This is a genomic window from Clostridium beijerinckii (assembly GCA_003129525.1).
In the GTDB taxonomy this organism is placed as follows: Bacteria; Bacillota; Clostridia; order Clostridiales; family Clostridiaceae; genus Clostridium; species Clostridium beijerinckii_D.
The window spans coordinates 1,350,625-1,368,612 of record CP029329.1 but is presented as its reverse complement, the minus strand read 5'-3'; the positions used below and the strand labels follow the sequence as shown (position 1 = coordinate 1,368,612).

General features: G+C 29.4%; 15 protein-coding genes. All 15 read right to left on the bottom strand.

The window, feature by feature from the left end; all coding sequences use genetic code 11:
• Nucleotides 1-423: a pilin gene (locus DIC82_05905; protein AWK50599.1), complete on the bottom strand. Its 423-nt coding sequence runs from the start codon at nucleotides 421-423 to the stop codon at nucleotides 1-3.
• A 159-nt stretch (nucleotides 424-582) separates the two neighbouring features.
• The gene (gene groL, locus DIC82_05900; protein ID AWK50598.1) at nucleotides 583-2,208 is read right to left on the bottom strand and encodes a chaperonin GroEL; all 1,626 of its coding nucleotides are present in this window, start codon (nucleotides 2,206-2,208) and stop codon (nucleotides 583-585) included.
• Between the two features lie 57 nt (nucleotides 2,209-2,265).
• A complete protein-coding gene (locus DIC82_05895) occupies nucleotides 2,266-2,550 on the bottom strand; it encodes a co-chaperone GroES (GenBank protein ID AWK50597.1) in 285 nt (94 codons plus the stop codon).
• Between the two features lie 435 nt (nucleotides 2,551-2,985).
• Nucleotides 2,986-4,473: an iron hydrogenase gene (locus tag DIC82_05890; GenBank protein AWK50596.1), complete on the bottom strand. Its 1,488-nt coding sequence runs from the start codon at nucleotides 4,471-4,473 to the stop codon at nucleotides 2,986-2,988.
• A gap of 141 nt (nucleotides 4,474-4,614) precedes the next feature.
• Nucleotides 4,615-5,547, bottom strand: coding sequence for an 8-oxoguanine DNA glycosylase (locus tag DIC82_05885; protein AWK50595.1), 933 nt, complete (start codon nucleotides 5,545-5,547; stop codon nucleotides 4,615-4,617).
• Between the two features lie 448 nt (nucleotides 5,548-5,995).
• Nucleotides 5,996-6,844 (bottom strand): 3-hydroxybutyryl-CoA dehydrogenase, encoded by an 849-nt coding sequence (locus DIC82_05880; GenBank protein AWK50594.1) that lies wholly within the window; start codon nucleotides 6,842-6,844, stop codon nucleotides 5,996-5,998.
• 184 nt (nucleotides 6,845-7,028) lie between these two features.
• Nucleotides 7,029-8,036 carry an electron transfer flavoprotein subunit alpha gene (locus tag DIC82_05875; protein AWK50593.1) on the bottom strand — a complete coding sequence of 336 codons (1,008 nt, stop codon included), beginning with the start codon at nucleotides 8,034-8,036 and terminating at the stop codon, nucleotides 7,029-7,031.
• A 22-nt stretch (nucleotides 8,037-8,058) separates the two neighbouring features.
• Nucleotides 8,059-8,838, bottom strand: a complete 780-nt coding sequence (locus DIC82_05870) for an electron transfer flavoprotein subunit beta (GenBank protein ID AWK50592.1) — start codon at nucleotides 8,836-8,838, stop codon at nucleotides 8,059-8,061.
• A 13-nt stretch (nucleotides 8,839-8,851) separates the two neighbouring features.
• Nucleotides 8,852-9,991, bottom strand: a complete 1,140-nt coding sequence (locus DIC82_05865) for an acyl-CoA dehydrogenase (protein AWK50591.1) — start codon at nucleotides 9,989-9,991, stop codon at nucleotides 8,852-8,854.
• A gap of 220 nt (nucleotides 9,992-10,211) precedes the next feature.
• Entirely contained in the window at nucleotides 10,212-10,997 is a 786-nt protein-coding gene (locus tag DIC82_05860) for a crotonase (protein ID AWK50590.1), read from the bottom strand.
• A 308-nt stretch (nucleotides 10,998-11,305) separates the two neighbouring features.
• Nucleotides 11,306-11,941 (bottom strand): redox-sensing transcriptional repressor Rex, encoded by a 636-nt coding sequence (locus tag DIC82_05855; protein ID AWK50589.1) that lies wholly within the window; start codon nucleotides 11,939-11,941, stop codon nucleotides 11,306-11,308.
• Between the two features lie 519 nt (nucleotides 11,942-12,460).
• Entirely contained in the window at nucleotides 12,461-13,042 is a 582-nt protein-coding gene (locus DIC82_05850) for a hypothetical protein (GenBank protein ID AWK50588.1), read from the bottom strand.
• 287 nt (nucleotides 13,043-13,329) lie between these two features.
• The gene (locus DIC82_05845; GenBank protein ID AWK50587.1) at nucleotides 13,330-14,397 is read right to left on the bottom strand and encodes a mannose-1-phosphate guanylyltransferase; all 1,068 of its coding nucleotides are present in this window, start codon (nucleotides 14,395-14,397) and stop codon (nucleotides 13,330-13,332) included.
• Between the two features lie 182 nt (nucleotides 14,398-14,579).
• Complete coding sequence (locus tag DIC82_05840; GenBank protein ID AWK50586.1) at nucleotides 14,580-16,526, bottom strand: nucleic acid-binding protein; 1,947 nt, start codon at nucleotides 16,524-16,526, stop codon at nucleotides 14,580-14,582.
• A 479-nt stretch (nucleotides 16,527-17,005) separates the two neighbouring features.
• Nucleotides 17,006-17,962 carry an L-glyceraldehyde 3-phosphate reductase gene (locus tag DIC82_05835; protein AWK50585.1) on the bottom strand — a complete coding sequence of 319 codons (957 nt, stop codon included), beginning with the start codon at nucleotides 17,960-17,962 and terminating at the stop codon, nucleotides 17,006-17,008.
• Nucleotides 17,963-17,988 lie beyond the last annotated feature (26 nt).

Sequence of the window (17,988 nt, the reverse complement as noted above, 5' to 3'; positions counted from 1 at the left end):
TTAAGATGCTAAATTAGGGATAGATATCGTATTAGGTACTAAAATATCACTAGCATTAATTTTAAATTCTGCTCCATTCACAATATTAGAGCACTGTTCTAATGTAGTAGTAGATGGTAACTTGCTCAAATCAACTTTATCTAAATACTTATTAACTCCATTTTTAGCTTTCATCTCTGATATATTTATATTGCCCTGTAACGTATCATATTTTAATCTATATGATTCAGCTGCCATTACAACTTTTCTACATTGATCCACAACTTTAACCTTTTTAGCTTCATTTATATACCCATTTACATTAGGTAAAATTGCCGTTGCCAAAATCCCAATAATCGCCATTACAGCTATTAATTCAATTAAAGTAAATCCTGGCTTTTTCTTGTGTTTAATTTTCAATTTACACGAAATTATTTTCTTCATAATTTCCTCCCTTTTATCTGTTTTTACTGAATTATGGTCTATTTTTAAATTTTCTATACTATCAATTGACTATTTTTTTGAATTAACGCATAAAAAACCTCAAGATAATTTCAAATTATCTTGAGGCAAATATTAATAACTATATAGTTATTATATTTCTTAGTACATTCCGTCCATTCCCATTCCTGCGCCACCTGGCATTGCTGGTTCCTTTGATGGAATATCAACAACTGCAGCTTCTGTTGTTAAGAATGTTGATGATACTGATGCTGCATTTTGAAGTGCTGATCTAGTAACCTTAGTTGGATCTACTATTCCAGCCTTTATCATGTTTATATATTCTCCATGTAATGCATCATATCCTATTCCAGGTTCACTATTTTTAACTTTTTCAACTATTACTGAACCTTCTACTCCAGCATTAGTTGCTATTTGTCTTACTGGTTCTTCTAATGCTTTAACAATTATGTTAATACCAACTTGTGTATCAGCAACATCTGAAGTTAACTTAGAAACTTCATTAATTACGTTAATATAAGCAGTTCCACCACCAGATACTATTCCTTCTTCAACGGCAGCTTTTGTTGCAGCTAATGCATCTTCAATTCTAAGTTTCTTTTCCTTAAGTTCAGTTTCAGTTGCTGCACCAACTTTAATTACTGCAACTCCACCAGCCAATTTAGCTAATCTTTCTTGTAATTTTTCTTTATCAAATTCTGAAGTTGTTTCTTCAACTTGAATTTTTATTTGGTTAATTCTATCCTTTATCGAAGCAGAATCACCTTTTCCATTAACTATAACAGTATTTTCCTTGCTTACCTTAACACTGTCAGCTGTACCTAGCATATCAATTGTAACTTCTTTTAAGTCTCTTCCTAATTCTTCAGCTATAACAGTTCCGCCAGTTAATATAGCAATATCTTGTAACATTTCTTTTCTTCTATCTCCAAAACCTGGTGCTTTTACAGCCACACAAGTAAATGTTCCTCTTAATTTGTTAACTACTAATGTAGCCATTGCTTCTCCTTCAATGTCTTCAGCAATAATTAATAATTTCTTACCCGATTGAACTATTTGTTCAAGGATTGGTAAAATTTCTTGAATACTTGTAATCTTTTTATCTGTTATTAATATATACGGATTATCTAAATTGGCTTCCATTTTTTCAGTATCTGTAGCCATATAAGGTGATACATATCCTCTATCAAATTGCATTCCTTCAACTACATCTAATTCTGTTCCCATTGATTTAGACTCTTCTATAGTAATAACACCTTCATTTCCAACCTTCTCCATAGCATCTGCTATTAATTTACCAACTTCTTCATCAGAAGCAGAAATTGCAGCAACTCTTGCTATATCTTCTTTACCATCAACTGGCTTAGAAATCTTTTGGATCTCTTCAACAGCTTTGTCTACAGCTATTTTAATACCTGTTCTAATTAAAATTGGATTAGCTCCAGCTGTTACATTCTTCAGCCCTTCTCTAATTATAGCTTGTGCAAGTAGTGTTGCAGTTGTAGTTCCATCTCCAGCTACATCATTAGTTTTTGTTGCAACTTCTTTAACTAATTGAGCTCCCATATTTTCATATGGATCTTCTAATTCTATCTCTCTTGCAATTGAAACTCCATCATTTGTTATTAATGGTGCTCCAAATTTTTTATCTAATACTACATTTCTACCTTTAGGTCCTAAAGTTACCTTAACTGTATCTGCTAATTTATCCACACCTATTTGCATAGATCTTCTTGCATCTTCTCCGAATTTTAACATCTTAGCCATTTATATAACACACTCCTTATAATAACTTATTTTAATTTCTGATTATTTTCAAATTATTTATTCAACTATTGCTAGTATGTCTTCTTGTTTTAATATAGTATATTCTTCTCCATCTACTTTTACTTCTGTACCAGCATATTTAGAGTATAAAACCTTATCTCCAACCTTTACTTCCATATCTATTCTTTTACCATCTACAACAGCTCCAGGACCTACTGCAACTACTTCTGCTTCTTGTGGTCTTTCCTTTGCAGTACCAGTTAAAACTATCCCGCTTTTAGTCTTTTCCTCTGCTTCTAATTTTTTAATTACTACTCTTTCACCAAGTGGTTTAATATTCATGAAAAACCCTCCTTAAAATATATATACATTCTTTTTATGTTTTAAATTTCTGTTAGCACTCATCAGCATCGAGTGCTAATATAATTATAATATCCTTTATAACCATATAATTCAAACATTACTTCTAATATTATATCCCTTTTTTCAGCGAATATTACTTATTATCTTAAAATATATCCCATTTGCTTAAATTTTCTTCGTTTTATTCAGCTATATAATTATTTTTTTCAATTCAAAAAAAACTCCAATCAAGTAAACTTATACAATAACTAGAATCAGTAATACTTTAACTTACTAAAGTGAGAGTACTACTGATTCTAACTCTTGGATAAGTTCTTCTAATCTTCAGGTTGAGAAAATTGTATTCCTATTAAGAAAACCCTACTTGAAGCTAAGAATTACTTTATACTGATTGAAGTCTTAATCCTTTAAATATTATCTTTCTAAGTTTATATTATGGTATTCTTCTATTGTTTTATTAGATAATACACTCTTAATTGTTGATTGTTGATTTGTTTTAGTAAATGGTGCTTTAGCCTTCATTACTGCTGCAATCTTAGCAGCTCCATTAATACAACCACCTTCACACATCATACCTTCAATAAAGTTTCCACCTAACTTACCTACTTTAGCCATAGTCATAGTTTTCTTAATTTCTGCTCCACCTGAAACTTTAACTGGCTTGAAATCTAAATTAACACCCTTTTCTTGCACATAGTTTTCTATAGCAGCGGTTAATCCTCCACCTAAGGCAAAGTTTCTACCAAAGATTGAAGCATCATCAACTACTATATCTTCACAAGTTGCAGGATTAACATCGAATGCATCAAATAAAGCTACTAATTCCTCAAAAGTTAATACATAATCTACAGAATCTTTTATAGATTCTATTAATACTTCATTTTTCTTAGCAGTACAAGGTCCTATGAATACTACTTTTGCATCCTTATCTTTAGATTTTATATATCTACCTGTAGCTACCATTGGTGAAACAGTTCCTGAAATTCTTTCAACTTGATCTGGCATAATCTTTTCAATGTAACTTAAGAAGCCTGGACAACATGAATTCGTCATATAGCTATCGCCCTTTTCCATTCTTTCCACAAATTCATTACTTTCATGTACAGTCACTGCATCTGCTCCACAAGCCGCTTCTACCATATCTGTAAATCCTAATGCTTTAATTGCATTCTTAACTTGTCCATAAGTTATTTTTGGCCCAAATTCTCCAGTTATTGCTGGTGCAACTACAGCATAAATATTTTCTTTCTCTGTTAATCTATTAACAACCTTAACTAGTGAACTCTTGTCTTCTATAGCTCCAAATGGACATGCTGACATACAAGCACCACAATTTACACACTTACTTTCTGTAATCTCAGCACTAAGATCCTCTGGATTATAGCTTAATGCTCCTGTTGGACATGATTTTTTACAAGGTCTCATATCTTCTGCTATAGCATTATAAGGACATGCTTTATTACACATTCCACATTCTTTACATTTGTCTGGGTCAATATACGCTCTTCCATCAACATATGTAATTGCTCCAAAATTACATGAACTTTCACACTTATGAGCTATACAATTTCTACAAGCATCAGTAACTTGAAATTTCTTTGTTGAGCATCTATCACATGCCGTTTTTATAACATATAATATTTGTTTTTCTTCATCTATATCAACTAGCTCTTGTGCATTTTTACCATTTGGCATACATCCTGCCGCAAGTTTTGCTCTTTCTAAGACTACATCTCTTTCGTGTTCAACAGTATCTCTATACGTTGCAATTTCTCCTGTAATCATAGCATAAGGAATCTTCTCTATTTCTTCTTTACTGATATTACTTTCCTTTGCTAATACTGCGACTCTAGTAAGAACCTCATGTTTTAACTTTAAAAGCTGATTATCAAATTGAAACATTATACACACTCTCCCATGAATAATTTTTATCTTATTTTTTACATGATATAATTATAACATACTATTGTTAAAAATATATCAAGTATTGTATAGTTCCAATTTTCTGAATTTTCCTAATTTTGACCTTAATTTGTATCCTCTTTATTCTTCAATTTTTATCTTGTTTTCTCTTGCATAATAGAAGAAATATTGTTGTGCAAATCCAGCTAACTTACCGAATTTGTTTCTTGCAAAAATCCTAATTTTATTTAAAGAGGACTCTTCCGCTCCATAAAAATGAATCATAGCACGTTTAACCCATACATCTACTGGAAAGGCTGATGTTTTTTCCATAGAAAATAACATTATACAATCAGCAACTTTAGCTCCAACTCCTTTAAACTCCTGTAAAGCATCATGACATTCATCATCGTTTAAACTTTTAATATAATCTAAATTGTATTTCAAAAATGGATTATCTTCATTCTCCTTTAAATCTTCTCTTTCCTTGGTAGAGTTATATACATTTTGAATTGTATCTATTATATACTTACTTCTAAAAGAAGCTCCTGTTTCTTGTATTTCTTCTAATGTAGCATTCTTTATTTCATAAATACTTGGAAAAGCATAATAAACATTACCCTTATAATCAATCTTTTGACCCCACATAGTTGATATTTTATTTACAGTCTTTTTTATTGATGGAATATTATTTCTTGCTGAAATAATAAAACTCAATAACATTTCAAAAGGGTCTTGATTCAGAACCCGTACTCCATATCCAAACTCAATGCTTTCTCTAAGAAGATTATCTTTAGATAGTTCTTCCTTTATTTTGGAATAATCTCTATCTAAATCAAAATATTTTAGCCATATATTTTTGACTTCTTCTTCAGTTGAATTATATATTAATATATTATTGTTTTCTTCCTTAAGTTCTATTAACTTTCCAAAAGCAATAACGATAAAATTACCCTCTGAAATTTCCTGAAATCTAAAAATTTGTCCGCATTCAAATATATGTTTTAATTTAAAATTCTTAACTTCTTCTATTAGTACATAGCTATCACAAGACTTTATATTTTTATAATCCATTATATATTGAGCCTCCTTTATATTTAACGTGAATTGTTTATACATCTTATTTATGTTTTTCTTTAAGAATAATATTATCTAAAATTTCTGCACCTATTTTCCTCATTAGTGTACTCTTTTTTCCATTTATATATTCTTTTAAATGTTTCTTTTAATATTTAAATACATAACTTATCAAAAATAATTATCTTTTAATATATTATATCATTTAGTTTATAATCATTAAATATTTTAAAACTTATTTATAAATATTATCTTAAAGCGTTATGATAAATCATTAGAATTCGAAGCAGTTGCACTACCCTTTTCAAATTTACAATTGATATTGATTTTATACTCTCATCGATAGATAAGGATTGGCTATTGTAAAAAAAGATAAAAAAAATAGAATGTATATCCTCTACATCAGATATACATTCTATTTTTCTATGCTATTAGCTCTATTTTATTATTTAGAATAGTCGTAGAATCCTTTTCCTGATTTTCTTCCAAGCCATCCAGCTCTAACATATTTTCTTAATATGCTACTAGCTCTGTACTTGCTATCTCCTGTTTCACTAAATAAAACATCCATGATAGCTAAACAAACGTCTAATCCTATAAGATCTCCTAATGCTAAAGGTCCCATTGGGTGATTAGCACCATATTTCATAGCTGTATCTATATCTTCTACTGAAGCAATTCCTTCTTGTAATATGAATGAAGCTTCGTTAATCATTGGTATTAATATTCTATTTACAACAAATCCTGGAGCTTCTGCAACTTCTACTGGTTCCTTTCCAATTTCAACTGATAATTCCTTAACAGCATCAAAAGTTTCTTGAGAAGTAGCTATTCCTCTAATAATTTCAACTAATTTCATTACTGGAGCTGGATTAAAGAAATGCATTCCTATAACCTTATCTGCTCTCTTTGTAGCTGAAGCAACTTCAGTAATTGATAAAGATGAAGTATTTGAAGCTAAAATTGCTTCTGGCTTACAAATTCCATCTAACTCAGCAAAGATTTCTTTTTTAATTTTCATGTTTTCAATAGCAGCTTCAACTACTAAATCACAATCAGCAGCTAAATTCATATCAGTTGTTCCTGAAATTCTTGAAAGTATTTCTACTTTAACTTCTTCAGTCATTTTTCCTTTAGCAACTTGCTTTTCTAAGCCTTTAGTTATTCCAGCTATTCCTCTGTCAACAAATTCATCTTTTATGTCTCTTACGATTACTTCGCAACCTTTTTGAGCGAATGCTTGAACAATACCAGCACCCATTGTTCCTGCTCCAAGTACAAAAATCTTTTTCATAATTATTCCTCCTCAAATTTTTATCATAGATATCCTTAGTTAAAATACCTTTATTTTAACTAAGGATAATATAAATATTTATTATTTTTTTAAATATTTATGTACATCATTGATTAACTATTTTGGTTGTTATATTATTAATTTTTTATAATTATAATATAGCAATTAACCTAATTAAATCAAATTATTCAGCGTTCTTTATGTCTTTAACTTGAGCGATTAATTCTGGTACTACCTTAGTAAGATCTCCAACTATTGCATAATCTGCAACCTTCATTATTGGAGCTGTGTCATCTTTATTAACTGCAATGATTAAGTCTGAATCTTGCATACCAGCAACGTGTTGGATAGCTCCTGAAATACCACAAGCTATATAAATTTGAGGTCTAACAGTTTTACCAGTTTGACCAACTTGATATGCTCCGTCAATCCATCCATTTTCAACTGCTGCTCTTGATCCAGCTACAGATCCTTCTAAAGCTTCAGCTAATTCTTCAAGTAGTTCAAAGTTTTCTTTACTTCCAACTCCTCTACCACCTGATACTATAAAGTCTGCTTCAGCTATATCTATAATATCCTTCTTAGCTTTAACAATTTCTAAGACCTTAGTCATTATATCGCTTTCTGCTAATTTAACTTCAACCTTTTCTATTTTACAGTTTGCGCCATCAGTATTAATCTTTGCAAATACTCCTGGTCTTACTGTAGCCATTTGTGGTCTATGATCTGGGCATGCAATTGTAGCCATTAAGTTTCCACCAAATGCTGGTCTTGTAGCTAAAAGTGCACCATTTTCAACTTCTACATCAATTGATGTACAGTCAGCAGTTAATCCAGTTGATAATCTAGCTGCTATTCTTGGGCCTAAATCTCTTCCTATGAAAGTAGCTCCTACGAATAATATTCCTGGCTTTCTTTCACTTGCTAAATCGCAAATAACTTTAGTATAAGCTCCAGTTGTAAAATGTTCTAAGTTTTTGTCATCAGCAACTAAAACTTCATCAGCTCCATGTTCTGCTAATGTTTTTGCTAATGCTTCTATGTTATTTCCTAGTAATAAAGCAGTTAACTTTACTCCTAATTCATCAGCAATTCTTCTACCTTCACCAAGTAGTTCTAAAGATACTTTTTGTAATTCGCCTTCTCTTTGTTCAGCAAAGACCCAAACGCCTTTGTAATCTGCTATATTCATAATAAATTACCCTCCTATTATCTTAGATGTAGTGTTTTTCTTTTAATTTTCCTACAACATAATATGCTGCATTTTTAGGTGATTCTCTAACGATTTCTCCTGCACCCTTAACTTCCTTAGTCATTGACTTCTTAACCTTTGTAGGTGAACCTTTAAGTCCTAGTTCTTCCTTGTCTACATCTATATCATCTGCTGTCATAACTTTTATTTCATCGTCAGAAGTTGAGAATATATCAGCTATATTCATATATCTAGCTTCATTTAATTCTTCAATTGCAGTTAATAGACATGGAGTTTTAACCTCTACTACTTGGTATCCATCTTCTAATGCTCTTCTTACTATTAATCCATTTCCTTCAATTTTAATGTCTTCAACATAAGTTACTTGAGGAATATTTAAATGTTCAGCTATTTCTGGACCAACTTGTGCAGTATCTCCATCAATCGCTTGTCTTCCAGCAAGTACTATATCAAAATCTAACTTTTTAATAACTCCTGCAAGTGCCTTTGAAGTAGCTAAAGTATCAGCTCCTCCAAGGCATCTATCTGTTAATAGGATAGCTTCATCAGCTCCCATGCATAATGCTTCTCTAAGTACAGCCTTAGCCATTGGAAGTCCCATGCTTATAACTGTTACCTTAGCTCCATTAGTTTCTTTTAATTGTAGTGCACCTTCTAATGCATGTTTGTCCTCTGGATTCATTATTGATGGAACACCATCTCTTATTAACGTACCAGTTTTAGGATCAATCTTTACTGCTGCAGTATCTGGTACTTGTTTTACACAAACTACTATATTCATTATAAAATTCCTCCTATCTTAAAATGCTTCCTGCGATAACCATCTTTTGAACTTCTGAAGTTCCTTCATAGATTTCTGTTATCTTAGCATCTCTCATCATTCTTTCTACTGGATATTCCTTAGTGTAACCATATCCACCAAAGATTTGAACTGCCTTAGTTGTAACTTCCATTGCAACATCTGCAGCAAATAATTTAGCTCTTGCAGCATCAAGTGAGTATGGCTCACCAGCTTGCTTCTTACATGCAGCTTTATATACTAAATGTTGAGCCGCTTGTATTTTAACATCCATTTCAGCAATATACCATTGTAATCCTTGGAATGCTGAAAGTGGCTTTCCAAATTGTTTTCTTTCTTTCATGTAGTTAACAGCTTCTTCAAAAGCTCCTTCTGCAATACCTAAAGCTTGAGCAGCTATACCAATTCTTCCTCCATCAAGAGTCTTCATTGCTATACCAAATCCCTTACCTTCTTTACTAAGTAAGTTTTCTTTTGGCACTATACAATTTTCCATAACTAATTCAGTAGTTGAAGATGCTCTAATACCCATCTTGTTTTCATGTTTTCCTACTGAGAATCCTGGGAATGATTTTTCTACGATAAATGCAGAAATACCTTTAGTTCCTATGCTCTTATCTGTCATAGCAAATATTATGAAAGTTTCAGCAACTCCACCATTTGTTATAAAGATTTTTGAACCATTTAAGATATAGTTATCTCCATCTAATACAGCTGTTGTTTGTTGTCCTGCAGCATCTGTACCAGCACCTGGTTCAGTTAAACCGAAAGCACCAAGTTTTTTACCAGTACAAAGATCAGGTAAATATTGTGCTCTTTGAGCTGGAGTACCATTTTCATTGATTACTGATGCGCATAATGATGTATGAGCTGAAAGTATAACTCCTGTAGTCCCACAAACTTTTGATAATTCTTCTACAGCTATTATGTATGAAAGAACATCTCCGCCTGCTCCACCAAATTCTTTAGCAAATGGTATACCCATTACTCCTAATTTAGCCATTTTTTCAACGTTTTCCATAGGGAATCTTTCTGTTTCATCAATTTCAGCAGCTATTGGTTTAACTTCATTTACTGCGAATTCTCTAATCATTTGTTGTACTAATTGTTGTTCTCTAGTTAATTGGAAATTCATTAAATTACCCTCCTTGTTAATTAAACCTATTTTATAACAACCTATATATACCTCTAATAGATTTTTAACTTAATTTATAAATTTTATTTATATATTTATATATTTATATATTTATATATGTTGAATTAATAATTCTACAACAAGAGTCCTAAAAACACATTTACATAAAAAGTATTTGAATGTAGAAATTTAATTTCAACATATATATTTATTTATTTATTTATTTATTTTGAAAATTCTTTTCTGCTCTTCTTTCTAAGAATGCAGTCATTCCTTCTGTTTGATCTTCTGTTGCAAAGCATTTACCAAAGTCTTCTGCTTCTATTAGTATTGCTGTATCTATATCTACTTGCATTCCTCTATCAATAGCATCTTTACAATACTTAACTGCCTTTGGAGCATTAGCTGCAATTTTATTAGCCATTGCTTTTGCTTCATCAATTAAACTTTCTAATGCAACTATTTTATTTACTAAACCTATTCTATAAGCTTCATCAGCCTTAATAATATCACAAGTATATATTAATTCTTTAGCTTTTCCAGGTCCTACAATTCTAGCTAATCTTTGAGTTCCACCAAATCCTGGAGTTATTCCAAGACCTGCTTCTGGTTGGCCAAATTTAGCTTTTTCTGAAGCTATTCTTATGTCACATGACATAGCAAGTTCACATCCACCACCAAGAGCAAATCCTGAGATAGCTGCGATAACCGGCTTATCCAATTTTTCTAGTCTTCTGAAAACATTATTTCCTAAGATTCCAAATTCTTTACCTTGTTCTTCGTTAAGATCTTTCATTTCTGCAATATCTGCTCCAGCAACAAAAGATTTTTCTCCTGCACCAGTTAATATAACTGCATACACATTGCTGTCTTTTTCTAAATCATCTAAAACAGTATCTAAATCTTTTAATGTTTCTGAATTTAACGCATTTAGTGCTTTTGGTCTATTGATTGTAACAATAGCTAAATGTCCTTCCTTTTCGAGAATCACATTTTTTAATTCCATGTTAAGGTCCTCCTTCAAACTTGCTTATTTATTTTTTTAATTTTCTCACTATTTTCAATATTTTTTAAATTCATTTGTTAATATTATAACAAATGAATCTAAAAAAAACATTGAGGCTCTAAAACCCTAATTAAAATTATAATACGTACTTAATTTATTTGCAATAAAATATTCTGTTTTAGTATATTTTTTTTACTCTATTTTAATTATTATAAAAAATAACGAATGGATCTGCTAGTTTATTGGGTATGATATCTAGCAGACCAATTCGTTATTTCTTATATGACTAAAATATAGTAATTAAATTTTTAACTATCACTTTCATTTAATAAATAAATCAAAGTTAGCAAACTCTCACTTAAATGCACATTTTCTACTTTTACATAATCCGGTACTACTAAATCTACAGGTGCAAAATTCCAAATTGCTCTCACGCCACCCTTTATTAACTCGTCAGCAACAGTTTGTGCATTTTTTCTTGGAACACATATTATTCCTATATCAATTTTATGTTCATTTAAAACAGTTGTCATTTCATCTATATCCATAATTTCTACATCCCTAATCCTCATTCCTATTAGTTTGGGATTTGCATCAAATATAGCTGTTATTTTAAACCCTAAATTTTCAAATCTTGAATAATTTGAAACTGCTTGGCCTATATTACCTGCTCCAACTAGCGCTGCTTCATAACCTCTATCCAATCCTAATATAGAGCTAATTTGATTATATAACTCTTTTACGTTATATCCATATCCTTGTTGTCCGAAATCTCCAAAACAATTTAAATCTTGGCGGATTTGAGATGCCGTAAAACCTATTTTTTCACCTAATTCCTTTGATGAAATTCTATCCACATCATTTTTCATAAGTTCCTCAAGATATCTATAATATTTAGGCAATCTTTTTATAACTGCCATGGATATATTCTTATTCTTTTCCATATCTATTTTCTCCTACCTCAATAATTTAATATTTTTAACTATTTATTTTAAAGTGGCTTATTCAATTATATGATTAGCCAATCTAATAATAATTAGTCTATTTTTTAACAATCTATATATAATTATAAATAATTTTGAAACTTCTAACCGTTCTATAATCGCTATGCTTTATAATTCTACCACATTTATATATTATTATGTGAATCTTAATTAAAGTATTTCATTAAAATATTTATAAAATTCAAATTTAAAATAATATTTCAGTACTATATTCAAAGCCGTTATTAAATATAATTTTTATATCTTTATCATCTAATGAGTAATATATAAATTTTCCGTGCATTCTAAATTTCACAAATTTTGTCGAATATATGTGCACGTGTCCATATGTTTTGTTGTATTATATTCTTTTTATTATATTTATGCAATAATTTTTCACTATTTCATTAAAAATAGTGAAAAAAATATCTCAAAATAATCAAAATTTATTTTAAGATATTTAGTATATATGATAAGTAATTAAATTGCTTTACTTACTTTATAATCATTTAAAAATACATTATTTAAAATCATATTCAACACGCTATCACAAACATAATATGAAAATGTCAAATCATTATTATAATCTAATATCCCATCATATTGTTTTTGTAATTGTATTATAAAGGATTTTATATTACTTGGTTCTATATCTGTATTTATAATTCCTGTTAACTTAAACTCTTTAGTTAGTTTAGCTAATTTGCTTTCATACATCATATGCTGTTTTACTGCACTAGTACTTTTAAATTCCCATCTATAGTAATGAGGAGCACAAAAAAAATCGCACAGAAAATGGCATACTACTCCAAGCTCTTCACTAAATTTTCCAATGGTCACATTATAGTATATATCTTCTAATTTTAATGAAGATAAATATATAATTTTTTCAACCACCATATCTATGCTTTCATTAAAATAATGCTTCATGAATTTATATTTAGGTACGCAATCAGGTTTCACGTTCCCCCATATAAATCTTTTATCATTAATTAAATAAATGCTCTTTGTATTAGCATATTTTATAATATTTTCACCCATAGCTTTGTGAGTATTAATCATCAAAGTCTAATCACATCCTCTATATTTTAATTATTTTACTTTTAAAAACTTTTTAAGTTTAATATATAGTAATTTTTTTAATATAATTAAAATTTATTTTATACTCTTATGATAATACTCACAGTATAAATTTACAATACATTATCAAATAATTGGGACAAATATTTGATGCATAAATATCCAGTAATATCAAACTTCATAATTAATCAAACTAAATTAGCAAAAACAGATATTTGAGTATAACTAAGCCAACCTATTAGTCAAAAACATATATTTTTTAATGTTTTCTATAAAAATTTATTAAACTTACTCTGTTCATTAAGTTTGTTTAATAAATGTTTTATTTCTTGATCCTTATTTTTATCCATTACAAGTATGACATCCCCAGCATCTACTACCACTAAATCCTTTATTCCAAATCCAATTATTAAATTTTTGCCTCCAAATATGGAGCAATTTTCACATTCATCAACATAAACATTGGAAGATATATTATTATTTCTATAAGTGCTAAGCAACCTGCTTAAAGCTCCAAAACTTCCCATATCATCCCAGCTAAAATCGCATTTTATAACATATGCTTTTCTCGTTTTTTGCATAACTCCAAAGTCTATGGATATTCCATCTATAAATTCATATTGTTCTTTTATAATCTCTTCCTCATTCTCTTCACCCAAGCTCTTATATATTTCCATCAATGGTTTATGCAATTTAGGTAGATACTTTTCTATTTCTCTTAAAATAACATCCGCTCTAAATATAAACATTCCAGAATTCCATAAATAAGTTCCCTTTAATATAAAATCTTTGGCGACCTCTAAATTGGGTTTTTCAGTGAATCTTGCTATTTTATAAGTTGGTATATTCCCAGTAGTCCGCTCCCCCATTTCTATATAACCATATCCTGTTTCTGGTCTATTGGGTTCGATTCCTAGTGTAACAATACATCTTCTCTTATTTGCCATCTCAATTGCTTGTGATAGCGTATCTATATAATTCTTCTCACCTTGAATATAGTGATCTGATGGTAATACAACCATAACTGCATTAGCATCTTGTTTCAATAGCTTTACCGCAGATAAACCTATACAGGTAGCAGTTTCCTTATTGGCAGGTTCTACAAAAATATTCTCATCTTTTATTCCTATAAGTTCATTTTTAACTTTTTCTTTGTAGTCCATATTAGTCACAACATAAATATTATCTCTATCTATTATTGGGATTACCCGATCAACAGTGTTAACTAAAAAGCTTTTATCGTTAATAAGCTTTAAAAATTGTTTTGGCTCCCCAGCTCTTGATAGAGGATATAGCCTACTGCCCTTACCTCCAGCTAAAATTAGCCCGTATATCACGCATTTTCAACTCCATGTAATGATATTAGTTCATTATATGTTGAAATCTGTGCATTTGTGAGTACGTTGCTAGAAAGAACATCAGATGTAATTAATTATTTTAGATATTCTCTATATTAAATGATATAAAAATAACAGACTAATATATTTGTATATCAAGTCTGTTACTTTCTTTCATCTGATTAAAACAACTTTATTACATTGCCATCCTTAGCACAACAATTTTTATATTTTTTTCCACTCCCACATGAACAAAGCTCATTTCGTTTTACAGGATTTTGTTTTCCGTTCTTTATTATATTAGGTTCTTTTTCATTAATATTAGCACCTTTAAATTTCCATAATCTAATATTTCTCAGAAACTTTCCAACACTGTTACACATAAAATCTTTAATTTCTTTATTATCATCTTCTAATTGTTCTAATATTTCAGTTACAACATCATCTAACTCATTTTCTTGAATTTCTAAATATAAAGATTCCATCAATCCTTCTAAAATTTCTTCATCCATATTAAACATGCTAAGAAATTCTTTTATAAAGGTGCTCCCAAAATTAGATTCATACATATAATTTTCATCTGACATAGTCAATAAATCTTCTTTTGATATCATAGTATAATCAACATTTATTTGTTGTTCTATTTCTTTTAATAAATCTACCCAATTATCTATATAACAATTTATAAAAAATGTGCCTTTAATCTCATATTCTCTATAATAATCTTCTGCATTTATTATTACATCTTCTATTCTATGTTTCTGAGATTCATAAAGTGAGTTGTTCTGTATGCTCTGTGTGCTTTCTTTATAAGGTGAATATCTTTTAAATATTTCTTTTATATCCTTCAATTCGAGAATTCCATAAGCCTTATTCATACCTCTATACAGATTTACTGTCTCGCTATTGACTTTTATCATATTTCTATATTGTATATTATTTTTTTCTTTAACTAACTTTTGAACAACATCTGGCATCAATACTAATAATTGATTATTCTTACTTGCTGAAAAAAGCATACCACTTTGTAAAAAATATCCTATTTTCTCCAAATCACATTCTTTTATTTCTTCAAATGCTTTTACTCCACCATTATCAGAATAACTCTTTAAAAATTTATATCTTTCTTCATCAAATAAAGACATTCTTTCTTCAATTAATAACTCATATTCATTAATAAACTTTTCTATTAATTTACTTTTATTTAAACTTGATATTTTATTCATACCAAGATATTTAGCTATATCATATATATTATCTTTAGATAACCCACTTATTAATTCCTTTATATCAAAAGAGTAGATACCTTTAATAAATATATTATTTATTATCTTTCTACTTTTACTAATTAAATCATCAAGTCCATCTTCCATGTTTGGTAAATCATTAAAGAAATCATCTTTATAAGTAAGCATATTTTCATAGTCATCTTGTTTTTTTATTTTCTTTTCAGAAATCTTATATTTGTTATAATTATCTGGTAAATATATATTTTCTGATTCTTTATGTCCTTCATATCCACAAACACCATCTCTAGGTGAATTACAATAATCAAATTCCATTATAATGTCATTATCTCCATCAATGCAATTCTCACATCCCCATTCATCCTTTTCATAGTTAAAATATTTAGCTTCTGCTCCACAAATTTTACACACATGCTTAATCTCATGATTTCTTGCTATTATTTCTATTTGCGAAAAACTACTAGGCACCTCTATTATATTTACTACATCTAAAACTAAACATGTTGTGCTTCCAAAATCATATTCGTATTCAAACTTTTCATCAATATTTAAAATATCATTTAACTGAGTATTCATTTGATTATCTTGATAAAACTTATTTCTGATTTTAAAACCACTTAAATGCCCACAACATTCTACCCAAATGTCTCTTATAAATTGATCTATATGTACTAATCCTAATGTTCCATCCATTGATAAATATATACAGTATTCATTTCCAGCATATTTAGGTTTAATAGCTATAATAAATTGATTTCTTTGTTCTTTATCATCAATTCTTTTTTCGTATATGCTCTTTTTCATTTCACTGCAATTTTTCATATGTCTTTTAATAGTTCTTTCAGTTAATTCTTTATTGCAATAGTAACATTTTGCTTTCAAGTAACAGTTCCTCCTCTTTGCCTATATAATTTCTAAAATTAGATATATACTTTTTCTATATGACACAAGGCATATTTTTCAACAAGCAACATGCCAGTCGCCTAACACTGATTTTATAAATATATTACATTAAGTCAATTAGTTAAATTCCGTTACAATGCTATGCCTTGTTACATTTTACATATACATTACATTTAAGTCAATAAATCGTTATTCTCTATTATTTATTAAAAAATCTTTTTCTTGAATCTCCAACCCCCTCATTTTATATTCTAGAAATCTCATACTATATGCTGTAATTTAATGTTATTTGTACAATAAAAAATAGAAACAATAATTGAAAATATTAATACCCTATACTCAATCATCATTTCTATTTCACTTTAAGTTAGATTTTAAATTTTACATCTTAGTTCTCGAATTTACTCAGCAACCCCATGTAAGTCGAGTTCCCCTTACTCTAGACTGAAAACTTTCTATTATTTTAAAACTTCATCTATTCTATCTAATTCTTCTTTAGAAAATTCTAATTTATCTAAAGCTTTAACATTATCGTCAATTTGTGATGATCTGCTTGCTCCAATTAATACTGAAGTTACATCTCCTCTTAAATTCCAAGCTAGTGCCATTTGTGCAAGAGTTTGACCTCTTTCTTTTGCCATTTCATTTAATTTAATAATCTTATTAATTTTCTCTTCTGTTACATCACTTTCATGTAAGTATAAACTATTCTTTGCTATTCTTGAATCCTTTGGAATTCCATTAATATATTTATCAGTAAGTAGTCCTTGTGCAAGTGGTCTAAAAACTATAGTTCCAATACCTTCTTCTTTATGGACTTCAAATTGTTTACCTTCAATGCCTCTTTCAAACATTGAATATCTAAGTTGATTTATTAAGCAAGGTGTTCCAAGTTTCTTTAAAATCTCAGACGCTCTCTTAGTTTCTTCTGGTCCATAATTTGATATTCCCACATATAAAGCTTTACCTTGTCTAACCATCAAATCTAAAGTAGCCATTGTTTCTTCTAGCGGTGTTTCTGGATCATATCTATGATGATAAAATATATCTACATAATCAAGCCCCATACGTCTTAAACTTTGATCTAGACTTGCAACTAAATATTTTTTAGAACCACCATCACCATAAGGTCCTTCCCACATATCATAACCGGCTTTTGTTGATATAACCATTTTATCTCTGTCATATGAAGTATAATTTTTCTTTAATATTCTACCAAATGTTTCTTCTGCAGAACCATCAGCTGGTCTACCATAATTATTCGCTAAATCAAAATGTGTTATTCCAAGTTCAAAGGCTCTTTTTAAAATTGCTTCACTATTTGAAAAAATGTCTCCCGCTCCAAAATTATGCCATAATCCTAAAGATATAGCGGGTAATTTAAGTCCACTGTTTCCACATCTATTGTATATCATTTTCTAATTCCTCCTAATAACTTATA

Excerpts from the sequence above, each read along its gene's own strand:
- DIC82_05905 (AWK50599.1), bottom strand. The coding sequence starts at position 423 with ATGAAGAAAATAATTTCGTGTAAATTGAAAATTAAACACAAGAAAAAG.
- groL (AWK50598.1), bottom strand. The coding sequence starts at position 2,208 with ATGGCTAAGATGTTAAAATTCGGAGAAGATGCAAGAAGATCTATGCAA.
- DIC82_05895 (AWK50597.1), bottom strand. The coding sequence starts at position 2,550 with ATGAATATTAAACCACTTGGTGAAAGAGTAGTAATTAAAAAATTAGAA.
- DIC82_05890 (AWK50596.1), bottom strand. The coding sequence starts at position 4,473 with ATGTTTCAATTTGATAATCAGCTTTTAAAGTTAAAACATGAGGTTCTT.
- DIC82_05885 (AWK50595.1), bottom strand. The coding sequence starts at position 5,547 with ATGGATTATAAAAATATAAAGTCTTGTGATAGCTATGTACTAATAGAA.
- DIC82_05880 (AWK50594.1), bottom strand. The coding sequence starts at position 6,844 with ATGAAAAAGATTTTTGTACTTGGAGCAGGAACAATGGGTGCTGGTATT.
- DIC82_05875 (AWK50593.1), bottom strand. The coding sequence starts at position 8,036 with ATGAATATAGCAGATTACAAAGGCGTTTGGGTCTTTGCTGAACAAAGA.
- DIC82_05870 (AWK50592.1), bottom strand. The coding sequence starts at position 8,838 with ATGAATATAGTAGTTTGTGTAAAACAAGTACCAGATACTGCAGCAGTA.
- DIC82_05865 (AWK50591.1), bottom strand. The coding sequence starts at position 9,991 with ATGAATTTCCAATTAACTAGAGAACAACAATTAGTACAACAAATGATT.
- DIC82_05860 (AWK50590.1), bottom strand. The coding sequence starts at position 10,997 with ATGGAATTAAAAAATGTGATTCTCGAAAAGGAAGGACATTTAGCTATT.
- DIC82_05855 (AWK50589.1), bottom strand. The coding sequence starts at position 11,941 with ATGGAAAAGAATAAGAATATATCCATGGCAGTTATAAAAAGATTGCCT.
- DIC82_05850 (AWK50588.1), bottom strand. The coding sequence starts at position 13,042 with ATGATTAATACTCACAAAGCTATGGGTGAAAATATTATAAAATATGCT.
- DIC82_05835 (AWK50585.1), bottom strand. The coding sequence starts at position 17,962 with ATGATATACAATAGATGTGGAAACAGTGGACTTAAATTACCCGCTATA.